Origin of the sequence: Tardiphaga sp. 862_B3_N4_1 (assembly GCF_051811085.1) — a bacterium.
Classification (GTDB): Bacteria; Pseudomonadota; Alphaproteobacteria; order Rhizobiales; family Xanthobacteraceae; genus Tardiphaga; species Tardiphaga robiniae.
Genome location: NZ_JBPWQB010000002.1, coordinates 249,313 through 267,680 on the forward strand (window position 1 = coordinate 249,313; position 18,368 = coordinate 267,680).

General features: G+C 60.2%; 16 protein-coding genes. 3 read left to right on the plus strand and 13 right to left on the minus strand.

What is annotated here, in order from left to right; genetic code table 11:
* Nucleotides 1-145 precede the first annotated feature (145 nt).
* A complete protein-coding gene (locus AB8B02_RS18495) occupies nucleotides 146-985 on the plus strand; it encodes a DNA-binding transcriptional regulator (RefSeq protein WP_147421554.1) in 840 nt (279 codons plus the stop codon).
* 378 nt (nucleotides 986-1,363) lie between these two features.
* Here the strand turns inward: AB8B02_RS18495 and AB8B02_RS18500 are convergent, their stop codons facing one another.
* The 13 genes from AB8B02_RS18500 to AB8B02_RS18560 form a co-directional block, all read right to left on the minus strand.
* Complete coding sequence (locus AB8B02_RS18500) at nucleotides 1,364-2,221, minus strand: fumarylacetoacetate hydrolase family protein (protein WP_120286752.1); 858 nt, start codon at nucleotides 2,219-2,221, stop codon at nucleotides 1,364-1,366.
* Between the two features lie 42 nt (nucleotides 2,222-2,263).
* The gene (mhpA, locus tag AB8B02_RS18505) at nucleotides 2,264-3,784 is read right to left on the minus strand and encodes a bifunctional 3-(3-hydroxy-phenyl)propionate/3-hydroxycinnamic acid hydroxylase MhpA (protein ID WP_120286751.1); all 1,521 of its coding nucleotides are present in this window, start codon (nucleotides 3,782-3,784) and stop codon (nucleotides 2,264-2,266) included.
* 4 nt (nucleotides 3,785-3,788) lie between these two features.
* On the minus strand, nucleotides 3,789-4,760 hold the full coding sequence (locus tag AB8B02_RS18510) for a VOC family protein (RefSeq protein ID WP_120286750.1): 972 nt from the start codon (nucleotides 4,758-4,760) through the stop codon (nucleotides 3,789-3,791).
* Between the two features lie 34 nt (nucleotides 4,761-4,794).
* Entirely contained in the window at nucleotides 4,795-5,781 is a 987-nt protein-coding gene (locus AB8B02_RS18515; RefSeq protein ID WP_439064775.1) for a Bug family tripartite tricarboxylate transporter substrate binding protein, read from the minus strand.
* A complete protein-coding gene (locus AB8B02_RS18520; protein ID WP_439064776.1) occupies nucleotides 5,778-6,398 on the minus strand; it encodes a glutathione S-transferase family protein in 621 nt (206 codons plus the stop codon). Before AB8B02_RS18520 ends, AB8B02_RS18515 begins: the two co-directional genes overlap by 4 nt.
* A 9-nt stretch (nucleotides 6,399-6,407) precedes the next feature.
* A complete protein-coding gene (locus AB8B02_RS18525) occupies nucleotides 6,408-7,232 on the minus strand; it encodes an ABC transporter permease (protein WP_120286747.1) in 825 nt (274 codons plus the stop codon).
* On the minus strand, nucleotides 7,232-8,023 hold the full coding sequence (locus AB8B02_RS18530) for an ABC transporter ATP-binding protein (RefSeq protein ID WP_120286746.1): 792 nt from the start codon (nucleotides 8,021-8,023) through the stop codon (nucleotides 7,232-7,234). The genes AB8B02_RS18525 and AB8B02_RS18530 overlap by 1 nt, the downstream gene beginning before the upstream one ends.
* Nucleotide 8,024: 1 nt before the next feature.
* Entirely contained in the window at nucleotides 8,025-8,783 is a 759-nt protein-coding gene (locus tag AB8B02_RS18535) for an ABC transporter permease subunit (protein WP_120286745.1), read from the minus strand.
* A 19-nt stretch (nucleotides 8,784-8,802) separates the two neighbouring features.
* The gene (locus tag AB8B02_RS18540; RefSeq protein WP_120286744.1) at nucleotides 8,803-9,816 is read right to left on the minus strand and encodes an ABC transporter substrate-binding protein; all 1,014 of its coding nucleotides are present in this window, start codon (nucleotides 9,814-9,816) and stop codon (nucleotides 8,803-8,805) included.
* Between the two features lie 20 nt (nucleotides 9,817-9,836).
* A complete protein-coding gene (locus AB8B02_RS18545) occupies nucleotides 9,837-11,567 on the minus strand; it encodes an FAD-dependent monooxygenase (protein WP_439064777.1) in 1,731 nt (576 codons plus the stop codon).
* An 88-nt stretch (nucleotides 11,568-11,655) separates the two neighbouring features.
* On the minus strand, nucleotides 11,656-12,267 hold the full coding sequence (locus AB8B02_RS18550; protein WP_120286742.1) for a TetR/AcrR family transcriptional regulator: 612 nt from the start codon (nucleotides 12,265-12,267) through the stop codon (nucleotides 11,656-11,658).
* 1,002 nt (nucleotides 12,268-13,269) lie between these two features.
* Nucleotides 13,270-15,822: a bifunctional diguanylate cyclase/phosphodiesterase gene (locus AB8B02_RS18555; RefSeq protein ID WP_120286741.1), complete on the minus strand. Its 2,553-nt coding sequence runs from the start codon at nucleotides 15,820-15,822 to the stop codon at nucleotides 13,270-13,272.
* A gap of 462 nt (nucleotides 15,823-16,284) precedes the next feature.
* Nucleotides 16,285-16,611: a hypothetical protein gene (locus tag AB8B02_RS18560; protein WP_120286740.1), complete on the minus strand. Its 327-nt coding sequence runs from the start codon at nucleotides 16,609-16,611 to the stop codon at nucleotides 16,285-16,287.
* A 242-nt stretch (nucleotides 16,612-16,853) separates the two neighbouring features.
* On the opposite strand from AB8B02_RS18560, the gene AB8B02_RS18565 reads away from it, so the two are divergent.
* Together AB8B02_RS18565 and rpoH are read left to right on the plus strand one after the other, a co-directional pair.
* A complete protein-coding gene (locus tag AB8B02_RS18565; RefSeq protein ID WP_231081045.1) occupies nucleotides 16,854-17,306 on the plus strand; it encodes an Hsp20 family protein in 453 nt (150 codons plus the stop codon).
* A gap of 110 nt (nucleotides 17,307-17,416) precedes the next feature.
* A complete protein-coding gene (gene rpoH, locus AB8B02_RS18570) occupies nucleotides 17,417-18,292 on the plus strand; it encodes an RNA polymerase sigma factor RpoH (protein ID WP_439064778.1) in 876 nt (291 codons plus the stop codon).
* The last annotated feature ends 76 nt before the right edge of the window (nucleotides 18,293-18,368 follow it).

The following is an 18,368-nucleotide window of genomic DNA, read 5'->3' on the forward strand; positions in this document are numbered from 1 at the left end:
AGGTGAACTAATTGCCACGCGATACTGGTGGGGCGCGACGACGCCATTGGCGCGCTGACCTCTCCGCAAGACACGGCACTTCCTCCCACGACACGGTTGCGCTTCGGTGGCCTGAACGACACCGGCACATTCTGTTGGGCCGATATTGCAACCAGCCGGGCCATTTGCCATATCTATTCGCCAGCGTTCCGCAGAGTGGAATCTTGGTATGGCCCCCCGTTCACCGAAGGTCGAAGCAGCAGCCCGCACGCTCATCCTGCTGGAGGAGTTGAACCGGCATCGCGTCGCCTCGATCCAGATCCTTCATCTCGCGACCGGCCTGCCTAAATCGACCATCGTTCGGCTGATGAAATCGCTGTGCGCCATGGGCTATGCCGCCAATGACCGCAGGCAAGGCGGCTACACGGTGGCGTCGCGCGTCAAATCCCTGAGCAACGGCTTTCACGGCGACCCACTGGTGGTCGAAGCCGCGCGACCCTGGGCGCTGTCCTTTACGTCACAGCATCAGTGGCCGTTGGCGATTGGCGTTCTCGACCACACGTCCGTGGTCGTGCGCTTCAGCACTATTGCGGACAGTCCGGTGTCGCCGTTCCACGGAACGATCAACATGCATCTCAGCCTGCTGCGCCGCGCGCTCGGTCGTGCCTATCTGGCATTCTGCCCCATCGGGGAGCGCCTGATGCTGCTCGACCTACTTTCACGATCGACGATTGATGAAGATCAACTCATCGGCGATCGTGCTCAGACATTGTTGATGCTGAGATCAATCCGGAAGCAAGGCTATGCCGAGCGGGATCGCGCCGTCGACCCTCGCTCATCCGGGACGATCGCCATCCCGATCATGAGTGGCGACAAGGTGCTTGCGACGGTTGGTATGACTTATTTCATCTCTGCAATCGATCGACGTGAGTTGCTCAAAACCTTCCTGCCCAGCCTTCAGACCTTGGCAGAGAACATTTCTCGAAGCGCAGCTGCCCTCAAGTGAATACGATCAATAGCACCGAGATTTCCACGAAGGTCGCTGGACCCGATGATGGCGACGCCACGTCAAGTACGGGTCAGATCAAATAGGTCAAATTTGCATCTCGACGTCAGCTTTGCGCCAAGAGCGGTCCAGTTGGGTTTCTGAGAGCTTCGACTAGCTTTTCATGGGCTAATCATTCCGCATATTAACGTTGTCTTGAGCCAAAATTTCTTCGTTCTCGGCTATCCCGGTCCAGGCTAGTGCATCCCGAAAGCAGAAGTGCCGATTTATCGGGCTCAGGCTCGGCTTGGGCCTGCCGCGCCAGTTGCGCGGCTTTATATCGAAAGGCGAAGGATTGCTTCGTGGTCTGCACGCGCAACATTCTGTTTGTTCGGGTACCTAGGCTTTTTCGGCGATGACATGATTATGCAGCACACCGATTCCGCTGATCTCTACTTCAACAGTGTCGCCGTCTTTCATCCACAGCGGCGGAAAGCGCTTCGCACCCACACCGCCGGGCGTGCCGGTGACGATCACGTCGCCCGGCTCGAGAGTCATGATCGTGGAACAATATTTAATCAGCGCTGGGATGCCCGTGATCAGCAGATCCGTCGTTGATCTCTGAACGACCTCGCCGTTGAGCCGGGTCTGCAATGACAGTTTCGACGGGTCGGGAATCTCGTCGGCCGTCACTAGCCACGGTCCGAACGACCCGGTTCGCGCGAACGTTTTTCCTGCAATGAATTGCGACGTATGGCGCTGCCAGTCCCGGATGCTGCCTTCATTGTAGCAAGCGTATCCGGCAATCGCGGCCAACGCGAGATCTTCTGCGATGCGACGACCTCCGCTGCCTATCACCACGGCCAATTCGCCCTCGTAATCGAAATGATCGGATTCCAGCGGCTTCACGATCGGTTGCAGATGACCGACCTGGCTTTCGGGGAAACGGACGAAGATCGACGGATTTTCAGTGACCGTACGCCCGGTTTCCGCGACATGATCGCGATAGTTGAGACCGATGCAGATGATCTTACCCGGGTCGGGGATCACTGGAAGGAAGGCGACATCATCGAGTTTCCAGTTCGGCGCAGCCTGCTCGACAATGCGCTTCGCTTCGCCGAGCGCATCCGCCGCGAGTAGCTGCCGTAACGACGCGATGCCGCGCTCCCTGAAATGCGGGCCGAGTTCGACGATGCCCTGGTTCTTTATGCCGCCGAAGCGAGTGACGTTGTCGGCTTGGAACGATACGAGTTTCATGATCGGTCTCTCTGAGTTGAATGAAAAAATGATCTGGAGCGCTCATGCGGCGCAGGATTCCCGGTGCAGTGAAGGCGGAAGGTGGAGCGCGTGGGTGAGCAGGCTTGCTGCATCACCCGGAGTCGCGGCCACGGCGAGCACGTATCGATCCGGCCGGATGAGCGCGGCGCTGATATTGCCCTGATCCAGCCAGTCCCGAAGCGGACCGTCGTCATCGGCCGCCACGAATGCCACGCCCTGCTGCCGGCATCGCCGCCGCAGCGTTTCCTCGGCGCCGATGTCGCCGGCACGCGCGATCAGGGCGAATCCATATCCGACGTGATCGTCGAGAAGGCGGCCGTCCGACATGCGCGGTTGCGGCCCGGGCATCCCGATCGGGCAAACGCCGTCCGGCGCCAGACCCGGGCCCAGACGGGGCTTGATCGAACTCATGCGGACCGGCTCGGCGGTGGCCGACGCGCCCGGCAACGCGCGCTCGACGGCGCGGGTATTGATCAATCCGCCGAGACGCACGGCAAGCTCGATATATTCGGTGACATGCGGCACGCGTTCGCTGGCGTAGGTATCGAGCAACGCATCGTCAGCGCAGCCCCCGATCACTGCGATCAGTTTCCACGCCAGATTGCTCACATCGCGGATCCCCGCACAAAGCCCCTGACCAAGAAACGGCGGCGTCTGATGGGCGGAATCGCCGGCAATCAGCAAGCGGTCCCGTCGCCACCTGCGCGCCACCACCGAATGGAACATGTACACGGCGGCGCGTTCGATGTCGGCATCGTCCGGCGTGATCCAGCGCGACAGCAGTTGCCAGATCTTTGCGGGCTCGATCAGCGCGGCGTTGCTTTCGTCATCGCGCGCCGTGATCTCCCAGCGGCGGCGTTGTCCCACACCGCGCACATAGGTCGCGGGCCGCTCCGGTTCACAAAACTGGATGCTGTGATCGCCGAGATCCGGCCTGTCGCGCTTCAACAGGCAATCCACCACCAGCCAGCGCTCGTGAAAACCCAGATCGGTCGATGTCGAACCGATCAGACGCCGAACCAACGAGCGCGCCCCGTCGCAGCCGACCACATAGCGCGCACGGATTTGTTCAAGTTGGCCCGAGGCAAGATCCTCGAAGCGCAACGTTGCGCCGTCCGCGTCCTGATCGATCGCGAACACATCGCGACGGGTGAGCACCGTCGCCTCGGGCAGCGTCTCAAGCTTGTGGCGCAGCACGCGCTCGAGGTCCGGCTGATGAAAGCGGTAGCTTTCGTGCCAACCCTGCGGCCCGATCGTCGCCGGCCGAGACCAATCGAGCATGCACCGGCCATCGGCATCGACGAACAGCATGCCGGGGGACAGGCAGGTGGACGGCAGGACGTCGGCGGCGATGCCGATCGTCTGAAAGACACGCATCACTTCGTCGTCGAAGTGAACCGCGCGCGGCAGCGGATACGGTTCGGCCTCGCGTTCCAGCACGGTGATGGAGAGACCGGCCTGGGTTAGCAGCAGCGCAAGCGTGGCGCCGACCGGCCCGAGGCCAACGATTGCCACATCGACGGTTTTATCGCTGACGGACATTCCGCTACTCCGCCCGCACCACGGAGTCGAGCCAGGCGCAGTTTGCCGGGTTGGGAACGCGGACGCCGCGGCGGGCAGCATCCAGCCGCATGTCCCGCATGCGCTTGCGTTGTTCCTCCGCCATGTAGAGCCGCTCGTGGCCCCACAGGCTCGGGCCGTCATGGGTCTCGAACGGCTCCCAGGTGTTGGGATCGATGACCTGCGCGCCCCAGCCGTATTCGACAAAAAAGTCCGACGGCGAGTGCGCATAGAACGACGTCATGTGATCGTTGGTGTGGCGTCCCAGCGTATAGGCGACGCGGCCCTCGTCGAGTTGGGCCAGATCGTAGCCCTGCCCGACATCGTCGAGGCTCTGCAGTTCAACCATGAAATGGTGGAAGCTCTGCCTGCCGGACCCGACCATCGCAAAGGAGTGATGGCGCCCGTTGATGTGGAAGAAATATAGCGGATAGGGCTTCAAGCCATAGTCCGTCACACTGAAACCGAGGACATCGCGATAGAACAACATCGCCTGCTCGATATTGTCGACGTTCAGGACCACGTGGCCCATGCCCAGCGGTCCGGTCTTGAACCCGGAAATCGGCCGGCCGGGACTGAACGGGTCGCTCGCGATCTCTGGCGTGTGGAAGATCTCGACGCGGTGCCCGTTGGGATCGGTGAAGACGATCAAGTCGGCGACGCGGCGTTCGTCCGCGAGCGCCCGCGTGCCGCGCCTGACCCGGACGCCATGCGCATCAAGCCGCGTAGCCATCGCTTCCAGGTCGTCGTGATGATCGACCTCCCAGCCCATGAAGCCGAGCCCTTCGTTGTCCGCTCCGGTCACCACAAGTCGCTGCTTGCGATCGTCCATCCTGAAGGTTCGCACGGCCCCGCCCCGGTCGACCGGCTGCATGCCTAGAAGACTGGTGGCAAAGCCACTCCAGTCCTCGAGTTTGGTGGACTGAATGCCGATATAGCCGAGAGACTTGAGAGCCATTGAATATCTCCTGTCGGAAATGCGGTCGGTACCGCTACTGACGCTCGATGCCCCGGGCATCGATGACCTTGTTAAATTCTGCGATCTCCCGCCTCACGCGACCGGCGAATTCGGGCGCGGTGCTCGGCGTCGCATTGGCCCCCAGAGCCCGCATCTCCTTCTGGAAGTCCTCTGATTTGACGATCGCGACGACTTCCTGCCGCAGACGGTCAGCGGCCTCGGATGGGATGCCTTTCTTAGCCGCGATACCGAGCCACGATTCGTATTCCAGCCCCGGCACGACGTCCCCAGAGAAGGCAACGTTTTTCATCTCCGCGGGGACGTCGCGCGTCGTCACCGCGAGCGGCCGAACGGTGCCGGCCAGCGACTGCGGATAAGCGAAGGTCATCGTATCGATCATCACGTCGACACGCCCGCCGAGAAAATCGGTCAGTGCGGGCGTGCTTCCACGATACGGCACGTGGAGCAGTCCTGCACCGGTGGCGGCATTGATCCATTCGCCCACCAGGTGGTGTCCCGTATCGAATCCCACCGAATAAAAACTGATCGACCCCGGCTTTGCCTTGGCCGCCGCGATCAGCTCGGCCAGCGAGTTGTAGGGTGACGCCGGTCGAACGCCGACCACCATGCCGTAGGTCGACACCGTGGAGATCCATTCCAGATCTGCGACGGGATCGAACGGGAGCTTGGCGCGCATCGCAGCTGCCACAGAATGCGCACTCGCCAGCAGCAGCAGCGAATAGCCGTCCGCCGGCTCGTTCATGACCTGCGTTGTCGCGAGCATGCCGCCGGCACCGGGCTTGTTCTCGACCACCACGGTCTGGCCAAGCCGCCTGGACAGCCGTTCGCCGACCAACCGCGCCGCCGTATCGGAACTACCGCCGGGCGCAAACCCCACCACGATGCGGACCGGCTTATTCGGATACTCGTCCGCGGCCTGCCCGCCCGCCGTCGAAAGAACAGTGGCAAGTACGGCCGCGACCGACCCAATCCATCGTCTTGACGGACAGCGCCACGTCATAGCGCGATCCCCTCTTCCGCGAACACGCGCGTCGCTGCTTCGGTCGACTTCAAGGTGGCGTAGCGCTCGGCGCAGGCGCGCGGGACTTCGAGCTTGACGCGGTCGATGGCCCAGAAAAGCACGTAGAACAGGGCCGCATCCGCGAAGGTCGCCTCGCCGTGCAAAGCGCCGCCCGGTTTCAATTCGTTTTCTACAACCGCGAGCCCGGAAGTGACCACGTCGCGCCCCTGCCGCTGGATGGCATCGTGCGTCGTCGGATCTTCGCAAAATTTTGCCGGACGAAAGATGCGCGAGAAACCCTGCATATGCAGGGTCGAGACCAAGTAGTCTGTCATTTCGGCCGCTCGCAATGCACACTCAGGATCGGACGGCGACAAACCAGTGCCCGGCGCCGACGCAGCGATGTGCTGCGCGATCACCGGAAATTCCGTCAGCACCGATCCGTCGTCACGCTGCAGCGTGGGCACCTTGGCCTTCGGGTTGAGAGCTAGATACCAGGGCTGGCGGTTCTCGCCCGTCTTGATGTCGATCTTCTGCCGGTCGTAGGGGTCTCCCATGGTCTCTAGCAGATAGTGGATGCCGATCGAACACGCGCCGGGTGCGTAAAACAGTTTCATGCTCGTCCTCTAATGAAGAGTTTGATCTGCGTTGTCGGGACGCCAGGCTAGGGCACGGCGCTGAAACAGGCGCAGCACGGCGTCGGCGAGCAGCACCAGTGCTGCGGTAATGACCATGCCGGCATAAACACCGGTGATATCGGCAACGTTGTAGGAATGGTGGATGTAGTAACCGATGCCGTTTTCGGCCGCGAGGAATTCACCGACCAGCGCCGCATTGATCGCCCACGGCAGCGCCGCCCGCAGCGCCGCCCATACGAAGGGCTGGGACGAATTCCACAAAACCTCGCGCGCGATCTCGCGCTTGCCGGCGCCGAAAATCGCGACCGTCCGGATCAGGTTCGGTCCGACCGACCGAATGCCGATAAAGGTGGCGACGAAGACAAGGAAGAACGTCATCAGCGCCACAAGCACGATCTTCGACGTCAGGCCGATCCCGAACCACATGATCAGGATCGGGCTTAGCGCGAGTTTCGGAATCCCGACCGTGGCCTTGGCAAACGGCTCAATGACCGATGACAGCCGCGGCGACATCTGCACGACAAACGGCAGCACAACACCGAGGCCTGCGCCGATCAGAAGTCCGCCGATGGCCTCCAGCGTCGTCGTCCACAACATCCAGACGATCTCACCGGTCCGAACCAGATCGATCACACGTAGTAGGGTCGGCAGCGGGCCCGCAATCAAATCCGGCACCCAGCGTGCGGATGCTTCCCACACCGTCAGCAACACGATGGCGACGCCACCGCGGGCCAGCGCAAGCCACGGCATTGCAGAGCGACGCAACAGCGGCTGCGCGATCTCGGGGACGATGTGGCTGATGGACTGGCTCATCAGACCTCCGCCCGGATGCGGCTGAAAATGCCAGGATAGTTCGGCTCGGTGACCAGACTGTCGACCGAGCGCGGGCGGGAAATGTCAATCAGGTGTTCGCCGCGAATACAGGCCGGCGATTTCGTCAGCGTCAGCGTCCGATCGCCGAGCGCGATGGCCTCGGTGATGTCGTGCGTTACGAAGAGGATGGTCTTGCGACCAAGCTCCCACAGCCGGACCAGATCCTTCTGAATGTGCAGGCGCGACTCCGCATCGAGCGCGCCGAATGGTTCGTCCATCAGGATCACAGGCGGATCGTAGGCCAGCGTGCGGATGATCGATGCGCGTTTGCGCATGCCGCCCGACAATTCGTGCGGATAGTGGTTCTCAAAACCGTTCAGGCCGACAGCGGCGATCAACTCATCGACCCGCTTGCGAAACGAGGCATCGAGCCGGCCCTGGATCTGCAGCGGGTATTCGACATTGGCGCGCAGCGTGCGCCACGGCAGCAGGTTGTCGTCCTGCATGATGTAGCCGATGCGTCCATTTGCGCCCGCGCTCTGACCCGGCCGCGACGGCGCGCTTATGACCTCGCCGTGGAGCCGGATCTCTCCCGCCGAAGGCCTATCGATCTGGGCGAGCAGATTCAGAAGCGTCGACTTTCCCGATCCCGATGGGCCAACCAGCGTGACGAACTCGCCTTCGTGCAGCGCAAATGAGAGCCCCTTGATGATCCAACGCTCGCTCTGCGTCGCTCTGTCGCTAAAGAACCTGCCAAGATCGCGGGCTTCGAGAACGGGTTCACAAGTCATGTCAAGCCGCCTTCGGAGTGCTGGGGTTCGTCTGCGGACGCCATGCCAGTAGCTGCGCTTCTGCAGCGGCCACGGCGATATTGGTCAGCGCCACGATCAGCGTCAGCGCCGCGACGGCGGCCAGCGCGCCCGTGATCTCGAAGTTGCCGGCCGAGGACTGGATCAAGTAACCGAGGCCGCGGTTTGAGGAGATCAATTCGGCGATCGCCGCACCGCCGATCGACAGCGGCAGGGCAATCTGGACCGCCTGAAAGACGAACGGCGTCGCCGAGGGCAGCACGATGGTGCGCAGTAATTGCGCTTCGCTGGCGCCGGCGACCTTTGCCATCCGCAGCAGGCGTGGATCGACGGCTCGCACTCCCTCAGAAGTACTGAAGAAAACCAGGAAGAAACTAACGCTCGCGACCAGCGCGACCTTGCTCCAAATACCGATCCCGAACCAGACGATGAAAAGCGGAATGAACGCGATTTTTGGCAGCCCGTAGCCGATCATGATGAAGGGATCGAGCACGGCGGCGAGGAACACGTGTCGCCGCAGCACCAACGGCAGCAGCAAGCCGGGCACCGCTCCGATTAAGAAGCCGAGCGCCGCCTCGAGCACGGTGTAGCCGACATGACCGAGCAGCACGCCGGATGCGATCCAGACATAGATCTGGTGCACCACCAGGACCGGAGAGCTTATCTGCTCTGGCCCGGCCCAGGCGCTTCCTGCCTGCCAGACGGCAGCCAGTGCAGCCGCAAAGATGATGCGATCCCACATCTCTCAGCTCCAGATGGCGTTAGTTGGCGGATGCCGGCGAGTACAGCTCGCCGGCAGGTGGAACTTTGGCATCCTCCGGGATGATGCCGCTGATCCTGTCGAAGGAGACGACGTTACGATACATGTCGTCGGTCAGTTCGAGGTCGGACCGCGCATATTTCGCGAAGATCTCGAACGACTGCTTCAGCGCTCCGGGCTCCATCTTGTCGAAGGTCTTGCCGAGCGCCGCGAGGCTCGCGGTCGGATCGCTCTTCATCAAGGCGACGGCCTTCCTCAGCGCCGCGACGAAACCACGGCAGATCGCCGCCTGGGCCTGGCAATGATCCGGACGCACCAGAACGACGTTGTAGGGAAACGTCTTCATCTCCGGCAGGTCGACGTCGGGACCCGACACCCACATCACGCCGCCGTCGGCGACCGCCGTCAGGGAGAACGGCGGCGAGAACGCCATCGCGTCGATCGTCCCGCTCTTCATTGCGGCGACCATCGCCTGCGGCTGCAGAGCCGTGATGGTGAAGTCTGTTTCGGGATTCATGCCCGCCTTGCGGGCAAGATAACGCAGGAAGCTGTGCGGCAGACCGTTCACCGCATCGATACCGATGGTCAGTCCCTTGAGCGCCTTGACCTTGTCGAGGGCGCCTGCGGAGGCCATCGACCCGAGTTTGTCGGCGACCGGCTTGCGCACGATGATATCGGTCGTGAAGCGATCCTGGGTATTGGCAATCGCGACAAGCTTCTGGTTGCGCGCGGCTGCCGCGATCTGAATGCCGCCGGAGATCAGCGTAAAATCGGCGCTCTTGCCGAGCACAGCCGGAATGACACCGGGCCCGGCGACATAGATGATCTTGGGGTCGATCCCCTGTTCGCGAAACAGCCCCCGCTCGACGGCGATGTAAGCCGGCGCGAACAGCAGCGACTGCGCCGGCAGCGCCATCGTCACGGCGGTCTGCGCCTTCACGGCGCTGCCGCCCGACGCGAACATCAGACAGGAAACTAGCGCTGCAAACCGCGCTTTCTTTACCGAGTAGCTCATGACGTCCCTCCCCTTGATGTTCAGCTACCTGTCTTTTGCAGATATGCTTCGTGTTCCGGATGTCGTCTCGGCGTCCGACAGAGCGCGACGTCCAATGCTTCATCGACAATGTCGGGCAGCTCCGCGTGCGGGTCTGTAGTCCGGAAGGTCACGTAACCATCGGGCCGAACCAGCACGGCGCCGCCCTGCGCGAGCCCGTACAGCGCACGGAATTGTTCGGACGGATCGTCCAGGTCACCGCTTGCGCCGATCGACCAGGCGCCGCCCCGCAACTGCCGAGCGTCGATGGCCTGCATGAATGGAGCGTGCCAGGCCTTGAACTCCGGCGTCGTGAACAACGTGAACTGCCCGTAGCCGATCAGATCGATGGTCGAAACGGGCTGTCCGCCGCGCTCCAGCCAGATGTGCGGCGCGCGATGACCGGGGCGGCCATCCGGCGTGTAGTCGATTACCGAAAACGGCGGAGCCGACGTCCCGTCGCTGACGAAGGCTCCCCTTGGATAGACGTGGCCAAAAGTCTGGCCAAGATAATCGAAATGCTCCCGAAGGCTCGGCACGACGTTGCGAATATGAGCTTCCGCCGCGTCGCGGCCATCGCCGTCGAGGCTCCTCGCCATCGCGCTGTCAGCCGTCGCCATACCGGACAAGCCAAGCTCCGCCATCTTCAAGGCATTGGCGACACTTTGCTCGATGTTGATCTGCGCAATCGGCCGCCGCTCCGTATTGTAGCTGTCGAGCAGTGCGCCCGGCGCCCGTTCGCGCAACACCAGCGCCAATTTCCAGGCGAGATTCTGAACGTCTGCGATCCCTGTATTCATACCTTGCCCGCCCGTCGGCGGGAGCGGATGGGCCGCATCGCCCGCCAGGAAAATCGGTCCCGCATTCATGCGGTCGGCCAGCCGCGCTTGCATCCGCCATGGCATGATCGAATGGATTTTGATGTCGATGCTGTCGAGGCCGATTACTTCGTGCAGGATGTCGGCGCAGCGATCCGGCGTGAAATCAGCTGCCGTTTCCTTCTGCTCATCGAAAGCGAAATTATAGGTCCAGCGACGGCGCCCATCGAGCGCGATCAGGACCCCGCACGTCTGTGCATTATAGATCCACCACAATAGATACGGGCGATCCTCGACCAGCGACCACAAGTCGGCTTCGAAATAGATGCCGATCTGGCGTCCGATCCGGCCGCGCCCGGACATTTCGATGCCGGCCTGTCGGCGAACCAGGCTGCGCGCGCCGTCGGCACCAACCACGAAGGGAACGGCGATTTCGAACGCGCCATCCGGACCGATGCCGACCAGACGCACGCCATCGCCTTCACGCGCAACGCTTTGGATCTCGGTTTCGAAGCGGAGCTCGATATTCGGATCGTTGCGGACCGCTTGCAGCAGGATCGGCTCGAGGCGATCCTGCGGACACGATGCGCGCAAGCTGGGACTAGCGGCGCGATGGGCTGCATCGCGTTCCGTTACACCGCGCGTGCGCAGCACCGCAACTGCAGGCTCGGCGAGCCGTCGCAGGAAAGCAACGCCCTGGTTTCGGTCGGCTGGAAGGCTTTGGGCCACGATGGATTCTTCCAGCCCCAAAGAGCGAAAGATCTCCATGCTGCGCGCATTGACGACATGACCACGGGGATGCGTGGACGTCGTTGCATTCTGTTCGTAGACGATCGTCGCTATGCCCTCATGGGAGAGCAACAAGGCGCACGTCAGCCCCACAGGACCCGCGCCGATAACCGCAACGTCAGGCATCGCTTCCTCCGGCATGACGCGTTCTAAGCCGCATCACCTTCATTGACTGACAGTCAATCGTTAGATTGACTAGCAGTCAAGCCGTATCTCATAGGCTTTGCGGTGCATCATCTGCGCCGAGGACGTGCGCTTGCGCCATTACGACGGGAAACAGCTGCAGGGATGCGGTGATCACACCATCGGGCAGCACACGCCGCCCCTGAATCCACTCCAGGACCAGTTCGTCGTAGAATCCAAGCCACGCCCTCGTGGCGACGACAAGCGGCTCTGAAGGCTCTTCGATGTTGAAAAAGCCGAGAACCAAGTGGATGGCATTGCTGCGGGATTTTTCCCAGATAGCCTGAATGGCGGGCGTGCCTCCGCCGCGCGAGTGAAACACATAGTCCGCCCGCCGCTGGCTGACGGCGTCCATATGGCTTACCAAGAAAGCGCGAAGTTTCGCGTTCGGTGTCTTCGGCCGCCGCGTCGCTTCGATGTGAAGCAGATCGAGGCGATCGGCGGCGACCTGCGAAACTGCCTCATAGAGCTTCGCCTTTGTCCCGAAATAGTGAAAGACAAGACCGTGCGCGACCCCGGCCCGGCGGGCGACTTCCTCAACGGGTACATCTTGAAACGAGGTCTTCGTAAAAAGACTCGTCGCGGCGTCGATGATCTTCCTTCTGGATTCGATACTTCCGGCCTTACTGCTTATTTGCTTCATTGATTTGACCGCCCGTATCACTCCGACATCGCCTATCTCGACCGCATCTACAATGCGAAGTATTTGCTCTAACAGAAAGCAACGGAAGACTAGATCAGCCCAGCTGTTTCTTAAACGTCCAAATGGCGCCAATGACTTGCCTTTCGCTCTTATCGATACCATGTTCGATTGCCGACAAAAATAGTGTCGAACTCACGCTACTTCCCGGTATCGGGCCCTACCCTCCACCCTATGGAATCCCAAGCAGACCATCGACGTGGTTCGCGCCGGGAAGCGCCACGCGTCTGCCTATGGAAAATTCAGATCAACGATAGCTGCTCTGATCTGCGAACTTAACTTCACGAGCGGCTCTAGTAATGGCTCCACCCATCTGCTTGCGGGTTCAGCCGAGGTAGCGCTAACATTGACGACTTAGATCGGACGTCCTTCGACGACGATAGGGGTTGAAGGTGCCGTCACGTCGGGCTGCCACGTCGCAAAACAATAGTTGTGCCGTTCAATACTCGCGGCGGCCTCCATTATTTCCCGCTCTATTGCTGGCCAGCGTTCTCGCCCCTTTGCGACCAGCGAAGGTGTGAGACTAGGAGCCAGGAGAAAGTGTAGTCGACCCAAATCCCGGCGGCGCGAAACCTGGCGGCCGCAGCTAAGCCGGGGATCGCGATCCCGCCGATCGGATAAGGATACGAAACTTGCGGATCTGTTATGCGCGACTACGTCTCGCGCCACTCGAGTTGCAATATCTTCCGAGGGATCAGGTGCCCCCGTAGCCCGCGTCATGATTTCCAAATCCGTCGCTACGAACACGAAGCGACCGTTCAAACTTGGCGTTTGCGAGATACGCGCGCGTCGCCAAAAGTTGAGAAAACAGCGGGGCCACACGTCATCTCTTCTGCCACTTTCGCGAAGAGGCGGTCGTGCTCGTTTTGGCAGTAGCGCTCGCGCCTAAGACAGCTTCCTTACGTCGTGCGCGTTTCTGAAACCATCATCCCTCACGCTCGGCTTTTATTCCGGGATGATGGTTATGATTTTCGACTTCGTCCATCTGGCGTCGCGTTCTATGTTGGCCGCCACCAAAGGCGCTTGCTCGGCTGCGATAGGCGGAGAGAAGACGTAGCCCTGCACGAAATCGCAATCGAACGCGGCGAGCAAGTCCACCTCCGTCGCCATTTCGGCCCCTTCGGCGACGACACTCATTCCCAGCCCATGCGATAGAGCGATCATCCCACCGAGCAGCTTACGTTTCTCGGGCACGGTTGCAATGCCGTCCACGAATGTCCGATCAATCTTCAGACAATTGAATGGAAGACGCGTCAAATAGCCGAGCGAAGAATAGCCGGAGCCGAAATCATCAAGCGCCAGCTGGACGCCCAATTTCGATAAGGCTGCAAGCGTGCTACTGACTTTCTGCTTGGTATGATCGACAAACAAATTTTCAGTCAGTTCCAGGCAGAGCAGTTCTGAAGGAAGGCCGGTCTCTGCGAGCACAGTTGAAACTACTGCCTCAAAATCCCCACTGCAGATTTGAGCCGGAGAAACGTTCACCGAAATGGATCGTGGCGGCAATCCGGCATCTAGCCAACTGCGCATTTGCTTGCAGGCGTTGCGTAGCACCCAATGGCCGAGATCAACAATGAGACCAGTACTTTCCGCAATGGGAATGAGCTCCGAAGGTGCAATCGGCCCCCGCTCAGGATGATCCCAGCGCAGTAGCGCTTCGAAACCACTTACGCGGCCGGTCTTCAAATCGACTTGTGGCTGGTAATGTGCTTCGAGGCCCCCAGTCTCTACGGCGTGGCGGAGGCGTCGGCCGAGGTCTAGCCTTTGATCAGCCGCCTGAGCGTAAATAGGCTCAAAAAGCTGCGCTCGGCCGCGTCCTGCCTCTTTGGCCATGTAAAGCGCAAGGTCTGCGTTGCGAGAAGCTTTCTCCGCCGTTGCCCCATGTTCTGGCAAGACAGCAATGCCGATGGTGGCGCCAATGCAGGCCTCGCCTTCGGCGAGTTCGACGGGGACCGATAACTTAGCGATAAGCCGATTTGCTAGGATGAGCAGCGCTTTGGCAGACGTGGAGGGCTCGTCCGTCAGCACGGCAAATTCGTCGCCGCCGATCCGGGCAACGAAAGCTTGCGGACCCAGCTCTTGTCTCAGGACATTCGCGACGTGGATCAGCAAGCTGTCGCCAGCGGAATGACCGAGGGAATCGTTGATCTCTTTAAATCGATCAAGGTCTATTAGTAACAGAGCGTCGTGTCCGTTTTCCGAGATCGGCTTCTCGAAAAGACCGGCGAGTTTACGCTTAAAGAGAGCGCGATTGGCAAGTCCTGTCAAAGGATCGGTATAAGCAAGCAGCTCGAGCTTGCGCTCAGCTTCTTTGCGATCGGTGACATCTTGAGCAGTGCCAACTATGCCGACAATCTCTCCGTGAATAATCTCCGCTTTGCATATGACGGCCAGATCGCGCGTCGTGCCGTCAGCGTGCACAATTCGTATGTCTGTGGCTTCCGTCTTGCTGCTGCGAAGAATGCGCTTCTGCATGTTCAGAAGACGATCGGCATCGTTTTCTAGAAAATAAGGCCTGGTACTCTCATCGGTTGGTTCAAAGGTGGTAGGGTCCAGGCCAAGCATTTGATAGAGTTCAAGCGACCATACCGTTCGGCGGGTGTCCAGTCGGTGATTCCAGGTTCCTATTTTGCCCAGGCGATGAGCATCTTCCAGAGCGTGGGTTCGCTGGTCGAGCAACGCGCGGGCTGTTCTGAGCTGTGTGATATCGCTCGCCGTGCCGCGATAGCCTAGGAATGTCCCGTCATCGGCGAAGATCGGCTTGCCGCTCGTGCAAATACTGATCCGCGAGCCATCATTCCCAATCGATGTGTAGACAAAGTCACGGAAGGGGCGCTGGGCTTCCATGTCCGCCCTGTGCAAGGCCATGGAGCCTTCTTCTTCGGGTGCATAAGATAGCTCCCAGCGCGCCTTTCCGCCGGAAGCTACATTTTGTAAGGCTGCATTTCCATCAAGTGACTTAGGATAGGGAAGCAGCCGATGGTCGGGGCCAGTCTCCCAACACCAGTCCGAAGCGGTACTGACGAAATCCGCGAGCCGCTGTTCGCTCTCTGCCAAAAGTCGTAGGGCAGAAGTTTCCGGGGTTACGTCCCGGACAACGCCGAACACCCGCTGAACCTGACCGTTCGGGGCGAACTCTGGTTCGCCATGCACTACGCAATCAAGCTGAGTGCCATCGGATCTGAGAAGTTTCGTCTGTATCGCAAATGGCTGACCCTCCGCCCAACATGCTGAGTAATGGGCCGCTAAAACATCGCGGCTTTCGGGTAGGTAACGCTCTCGCATTGCAGCAATGGGAGCGGAACCATCGGGAGTTTGGAAGTCGTAAAGGGAAGCGAATTCTGCTGATTCCCAGAAATTGGCCGCAGTGGCGCTGTGCGACTCCCAATACCATACGCGAGCCATCCTCATCGCGCGATGCAGCGACCGCTCCTCATGCCAGCGCCTCCGCGCTTCTGGTGCGGGAGGCTGCCCCAATGACAATCTTCGAACGGCCATCTTTCCCCACCAAGACGAACGCGCACAATAATAGAACTAGCTTGGTAGCATGCAGCCTTAAACGATTTGAGCGGATGATGCGTCGGTAGGGGCGCGCCCTGCATCTTGGTATAATTTGGGTAAATAGCAGCTGAGAACGTCGAACTGGATTCGGCACCACCTTCCGACCGAACGGGTGTTGCGCCGGTACGTGTGCAAGAAGATATTCCGCAGTGAAGGTTTTGCGACTCTCAGAGAGTTAGGTGTCCGTTTATCCCGCACGTCACGACAAGGCTTCTCGCCGCTTGCGCATCGGATGCCATGCTTTCGAAGGGAAGGGGTACCCATCGCTGCTCCAGATCCTATTGGTGCAGCGCCCCTGGCCGAGGTTTGAGCCCGCCGCACCCACGGCGGGCTCGTCATCAAGCGTCTCGACCGCAATCGAGATGAATGTCCCTAACTACGTCATGGCTCGACGTTAGCCTAAAAGCCGACCGCCAATTTGGGCTCTTCCAAAATGGGAAGCCGCGCCGCCGGCGCACCGCTCAGAGGGGGAGGATCATCCTCCTCATCGAGGTCTCTCAAAGCACTCAGGATGCGTCCCACCGGGATAGCGGTCGGTGAACCGGGAAGTTGCCTGAGCCACGGACTATTCTCGACGGCAAATGCGTCGGACGCCCATGCCGCCAGCACGCAGCGCTTTTCTAGGCTTGAGAGGACCGGGTTAGCGAGCACCTCTGACGGGTCGCTGTAGGTTGCTGCCAGAAGTGAATTTGCATGAATGTCGAAGAGTGTCTGGTTCGATTTCATGGTCGCCTCCTTTACTCCTTTCTGTTTAAGACGGCGACGAGCGATGTAGAGCGGTCGGCCGGCAGGTCAAGAACATCGCCCTGGCAGAAGCCCAAAAAAATTTGCGACGCCCCCTTGAAACTTTCTCGCAGTTTTTTTTATTTTAGTGCTGCTGGACGCCAGAGGTCGGGTCCAGTGTGAGGCGGACGCCGGGGGTGTCCGGCGCCTGCTCATACCCATCTTGCTCATTGGAGGATTTGGCTATGAAGACTTATGACTTTGCTCCGCTTTGGCGCTCAAGCATTGGCTTCGACCGCCTGTTTGATCTTGTGGATGCCGCACAACGCGCCAACGAGGACAGTTTTCCCCCATACAATATCGAGCGTGTCGGTGACGACCGATACCTCATCTCCCTGGCTCTGGCGGGTTTCTCGCCGGACGAGATCAGCTTGACGGCAGAGCAGAACGTTCTGACTGTCGAGGGCCGCAAAGGTGAACAGAAGCGTGACTTCCTTTTCCAGGGCATCTCCGGTCGCGCGTTCAAGCGGCAGTTCAACCTCGCCGACCACGTCCAGGTAACCAGCGCGACTTTCGAGAACGGCCTTCTGCAGATCAACCTGATCCGCGAGATTCCCGAGGCCATGAAGCCGCGAAAGATCGCCATCAACGCTGGCCCGCGCTCAAACGTCGAGCAACTTGAAGCCAAGGCGGCCTGACGCCTATTCGATCACTTTGTGCAATCGTTCCGCGACGGCTTCGGCCGTCGCGGATACGCGCGATATTCGAATGGTGCGCTGATCGTTCGTGAAATCGCCAGGAGACAGGCATGACGCAGTTCGCATTTCCAGCCTTGGCCGCTGGAGAGGGCCTCACAAATTATCTTACCGCGATTAAGCAGTTTCCTCTCCTCAAACCTGAAGAGGAGCTCGCCTACGCCAGGCGCTTACGCGAAGACGGCGACAGGGACGCTGCCTATCATCTTGTGACAAGTCATCTCCGTCTGGTCGCCAAATTGGCGATGCGCTATCGCGGCTATGGGCTGCCTATCGCCGACGTCATTTCGGAAGGCAACATCGGCCTGATGCAAGCCGTGAAACGATTTGATCCGGCCAAAGGGTTCAAACTTGCGACCTACGCCACCTGGTGGATCAAGGCGACGATCCAAGATTACATCCTGCGTTCCTGGTCGATCGTCCACATAAGCGCCACTTCGACCCAAAAGCGGCTGTTCTTCAACTTGCGTCGTCTAAAGAGCAAGATCGCAGCTCTTGAAGACGCCGACATGCAGCCCGACCACGTCGCAACGATTGCGCATCGCTTGAACGTGCCCGAGAGCGAGGTGATCGATATGAATCGTCGGTTCCTCGGGGACATGTCGCTCAACGCAACGTCAAGAGAGAATGACGAAGAGGGAGCCGAGTGGCAGGAGCGCCTGCCTGATCCCACGTCTAATTTTGAAGAGGATGTCGCGGAACGCAGCGAGCTAAACTGGAGGCGGCAGATCCTCAGGCGAGCACTCGACCAGCTGAAACCGAGGGAGCAGCGAATTATCGAAGCACGATGGCTATCGGACGCCCCGCTTACACTTGATGAGCTGGCCGCAGAATTGAGCGTGTCACGGGAGCGGGTACGTCAGGTAGAAGCCAGAGCGCTGGAAAAGGCCCGAACATATGCAGCATCGCTCTTGAGTGTTGACTCGTAGTGAACGTCGATGTGCGCAGGCTCGCCACACTCCACATGTTCATGCCGATCAATCACAACCAATGAGAGGGAGCAGG

What these genes read in the sequence shown, in the direction of transcription:
- AB8B02_RS18530 (WP_120286746.1), bottom strand. Translation starts at nt 8,023, where the DNA reads ATGACTTGTGAACCCGTTCTCGAAGCCCGCGATCTTGGCAGGTTCTTT.
- AB8B02_RS18520 (WP_439064776.1), bottom strand. Translation starts at nt 6,398, where the DNA reads ATGAAACTGTTTTACGCACCCGGCGCGTGTTCGATCGGCATCCACTAT.
- rpoH (WP_439064778.1), top strand. Translation starts at nt 17,417, where the DNA reads ATGACGCAGTTCGCATTTCCAGCCTTGGCCGCTGGAGAGGGCCTCACA.
- AB8B02_RS18565 (WP_231081045.1), top strand. Translation starts at nt 16,854, where the DNA reads ATGAAGACTTATGACTTTGCTCCGCTTTGGCGCTCAAGCATTGGCTTC.
- AB8B02_RS18500 (WP_120286752.1), bottom strand. Translation starts at nt 2,221, where the DNA reads ATGAAACTCGTATCGTTCCAAGCCGACAACGTCACTCGCTTCGGCGGC.
- AB8B02_RS18560 (WP_120286740.1), bottom strand. Translation starts at nt 16,611, where the DNA reads ATGAAATCGAACCAGACACTCTTCGACATTCATGCAAATTCACTTCTG.
- AB8B02_RS18525 (WP_120286747.1), bottom strand. Translation starts at nt 7,232, where the DNA reads ATGAGCCAGTCCATCAGCCACATCGTCCCCGAGATCGCGCAGCCGCTG.
- AB8B02_RS18550 (WP_120286742.1), bottom strand. Translation starts at nt 12,267, where the DNA reads ATGAAGCAAATAAGCAGTAAGGCCGGAAGTATCGAATCCAGAAGGAAG.
- AB8B02_RS18545 (WP_439064777.1), bottom strand. Translation starts at nt 11,567, where the DNA reads ATGCCTGACGTTGCGGTTATCGGCGCGGGTCCTGTGGGGCTGACGTGC.
- AB8B02_RS18540 (WP_120286744.1), bottom strand. Translation starts at nt 9,816, where the DNA reads ATGAGCTACTCGGTAAAGAAAGCGCGGTTTGCAGCGCTAGTTTCCTGT.
- AB8B02_RS18510 (WP_120286750.1), bottom strand. Translation starts at nt 4,760, where the DNA reads ATGGCTCTCAAGTCTCTCGGCTATATCGGCATTCAGTCCACCAAACTC.
- mhpA (WP_120286751.1), bottom strand. Translation starts at nt 3,784, where the DNA reads ATGTCCGTCAGCGATAAAACCGTCGATGTGGCAATCGTTGGCCTCGGG.
- AB8B02_RS18555 (WP_120286741.1), bottom strand. Translation starts at nt 15,822, where the DNA reads ATGGCCGTTCGAAGATTGTCATTGGGGCAGCCTCCCGCACCAGAAGCG.
- AB8B02_RS18535 (WP_120286745.1), bottom strand. Translation starts at nt 8,783, where the DNA reads ATGTGGGATCGCATCATCTTTGCGGCTGCACTGGCTGCCGTCTGGCAG.
- AB8B02_RS18515 (WP_439064775.1), bottom strand. Translation starts at nt 5,781, where the DNA reads ATGACGTGGCGCTGTCCGTCAAGACGATGGATTGGGTCGGTCGCGGCC.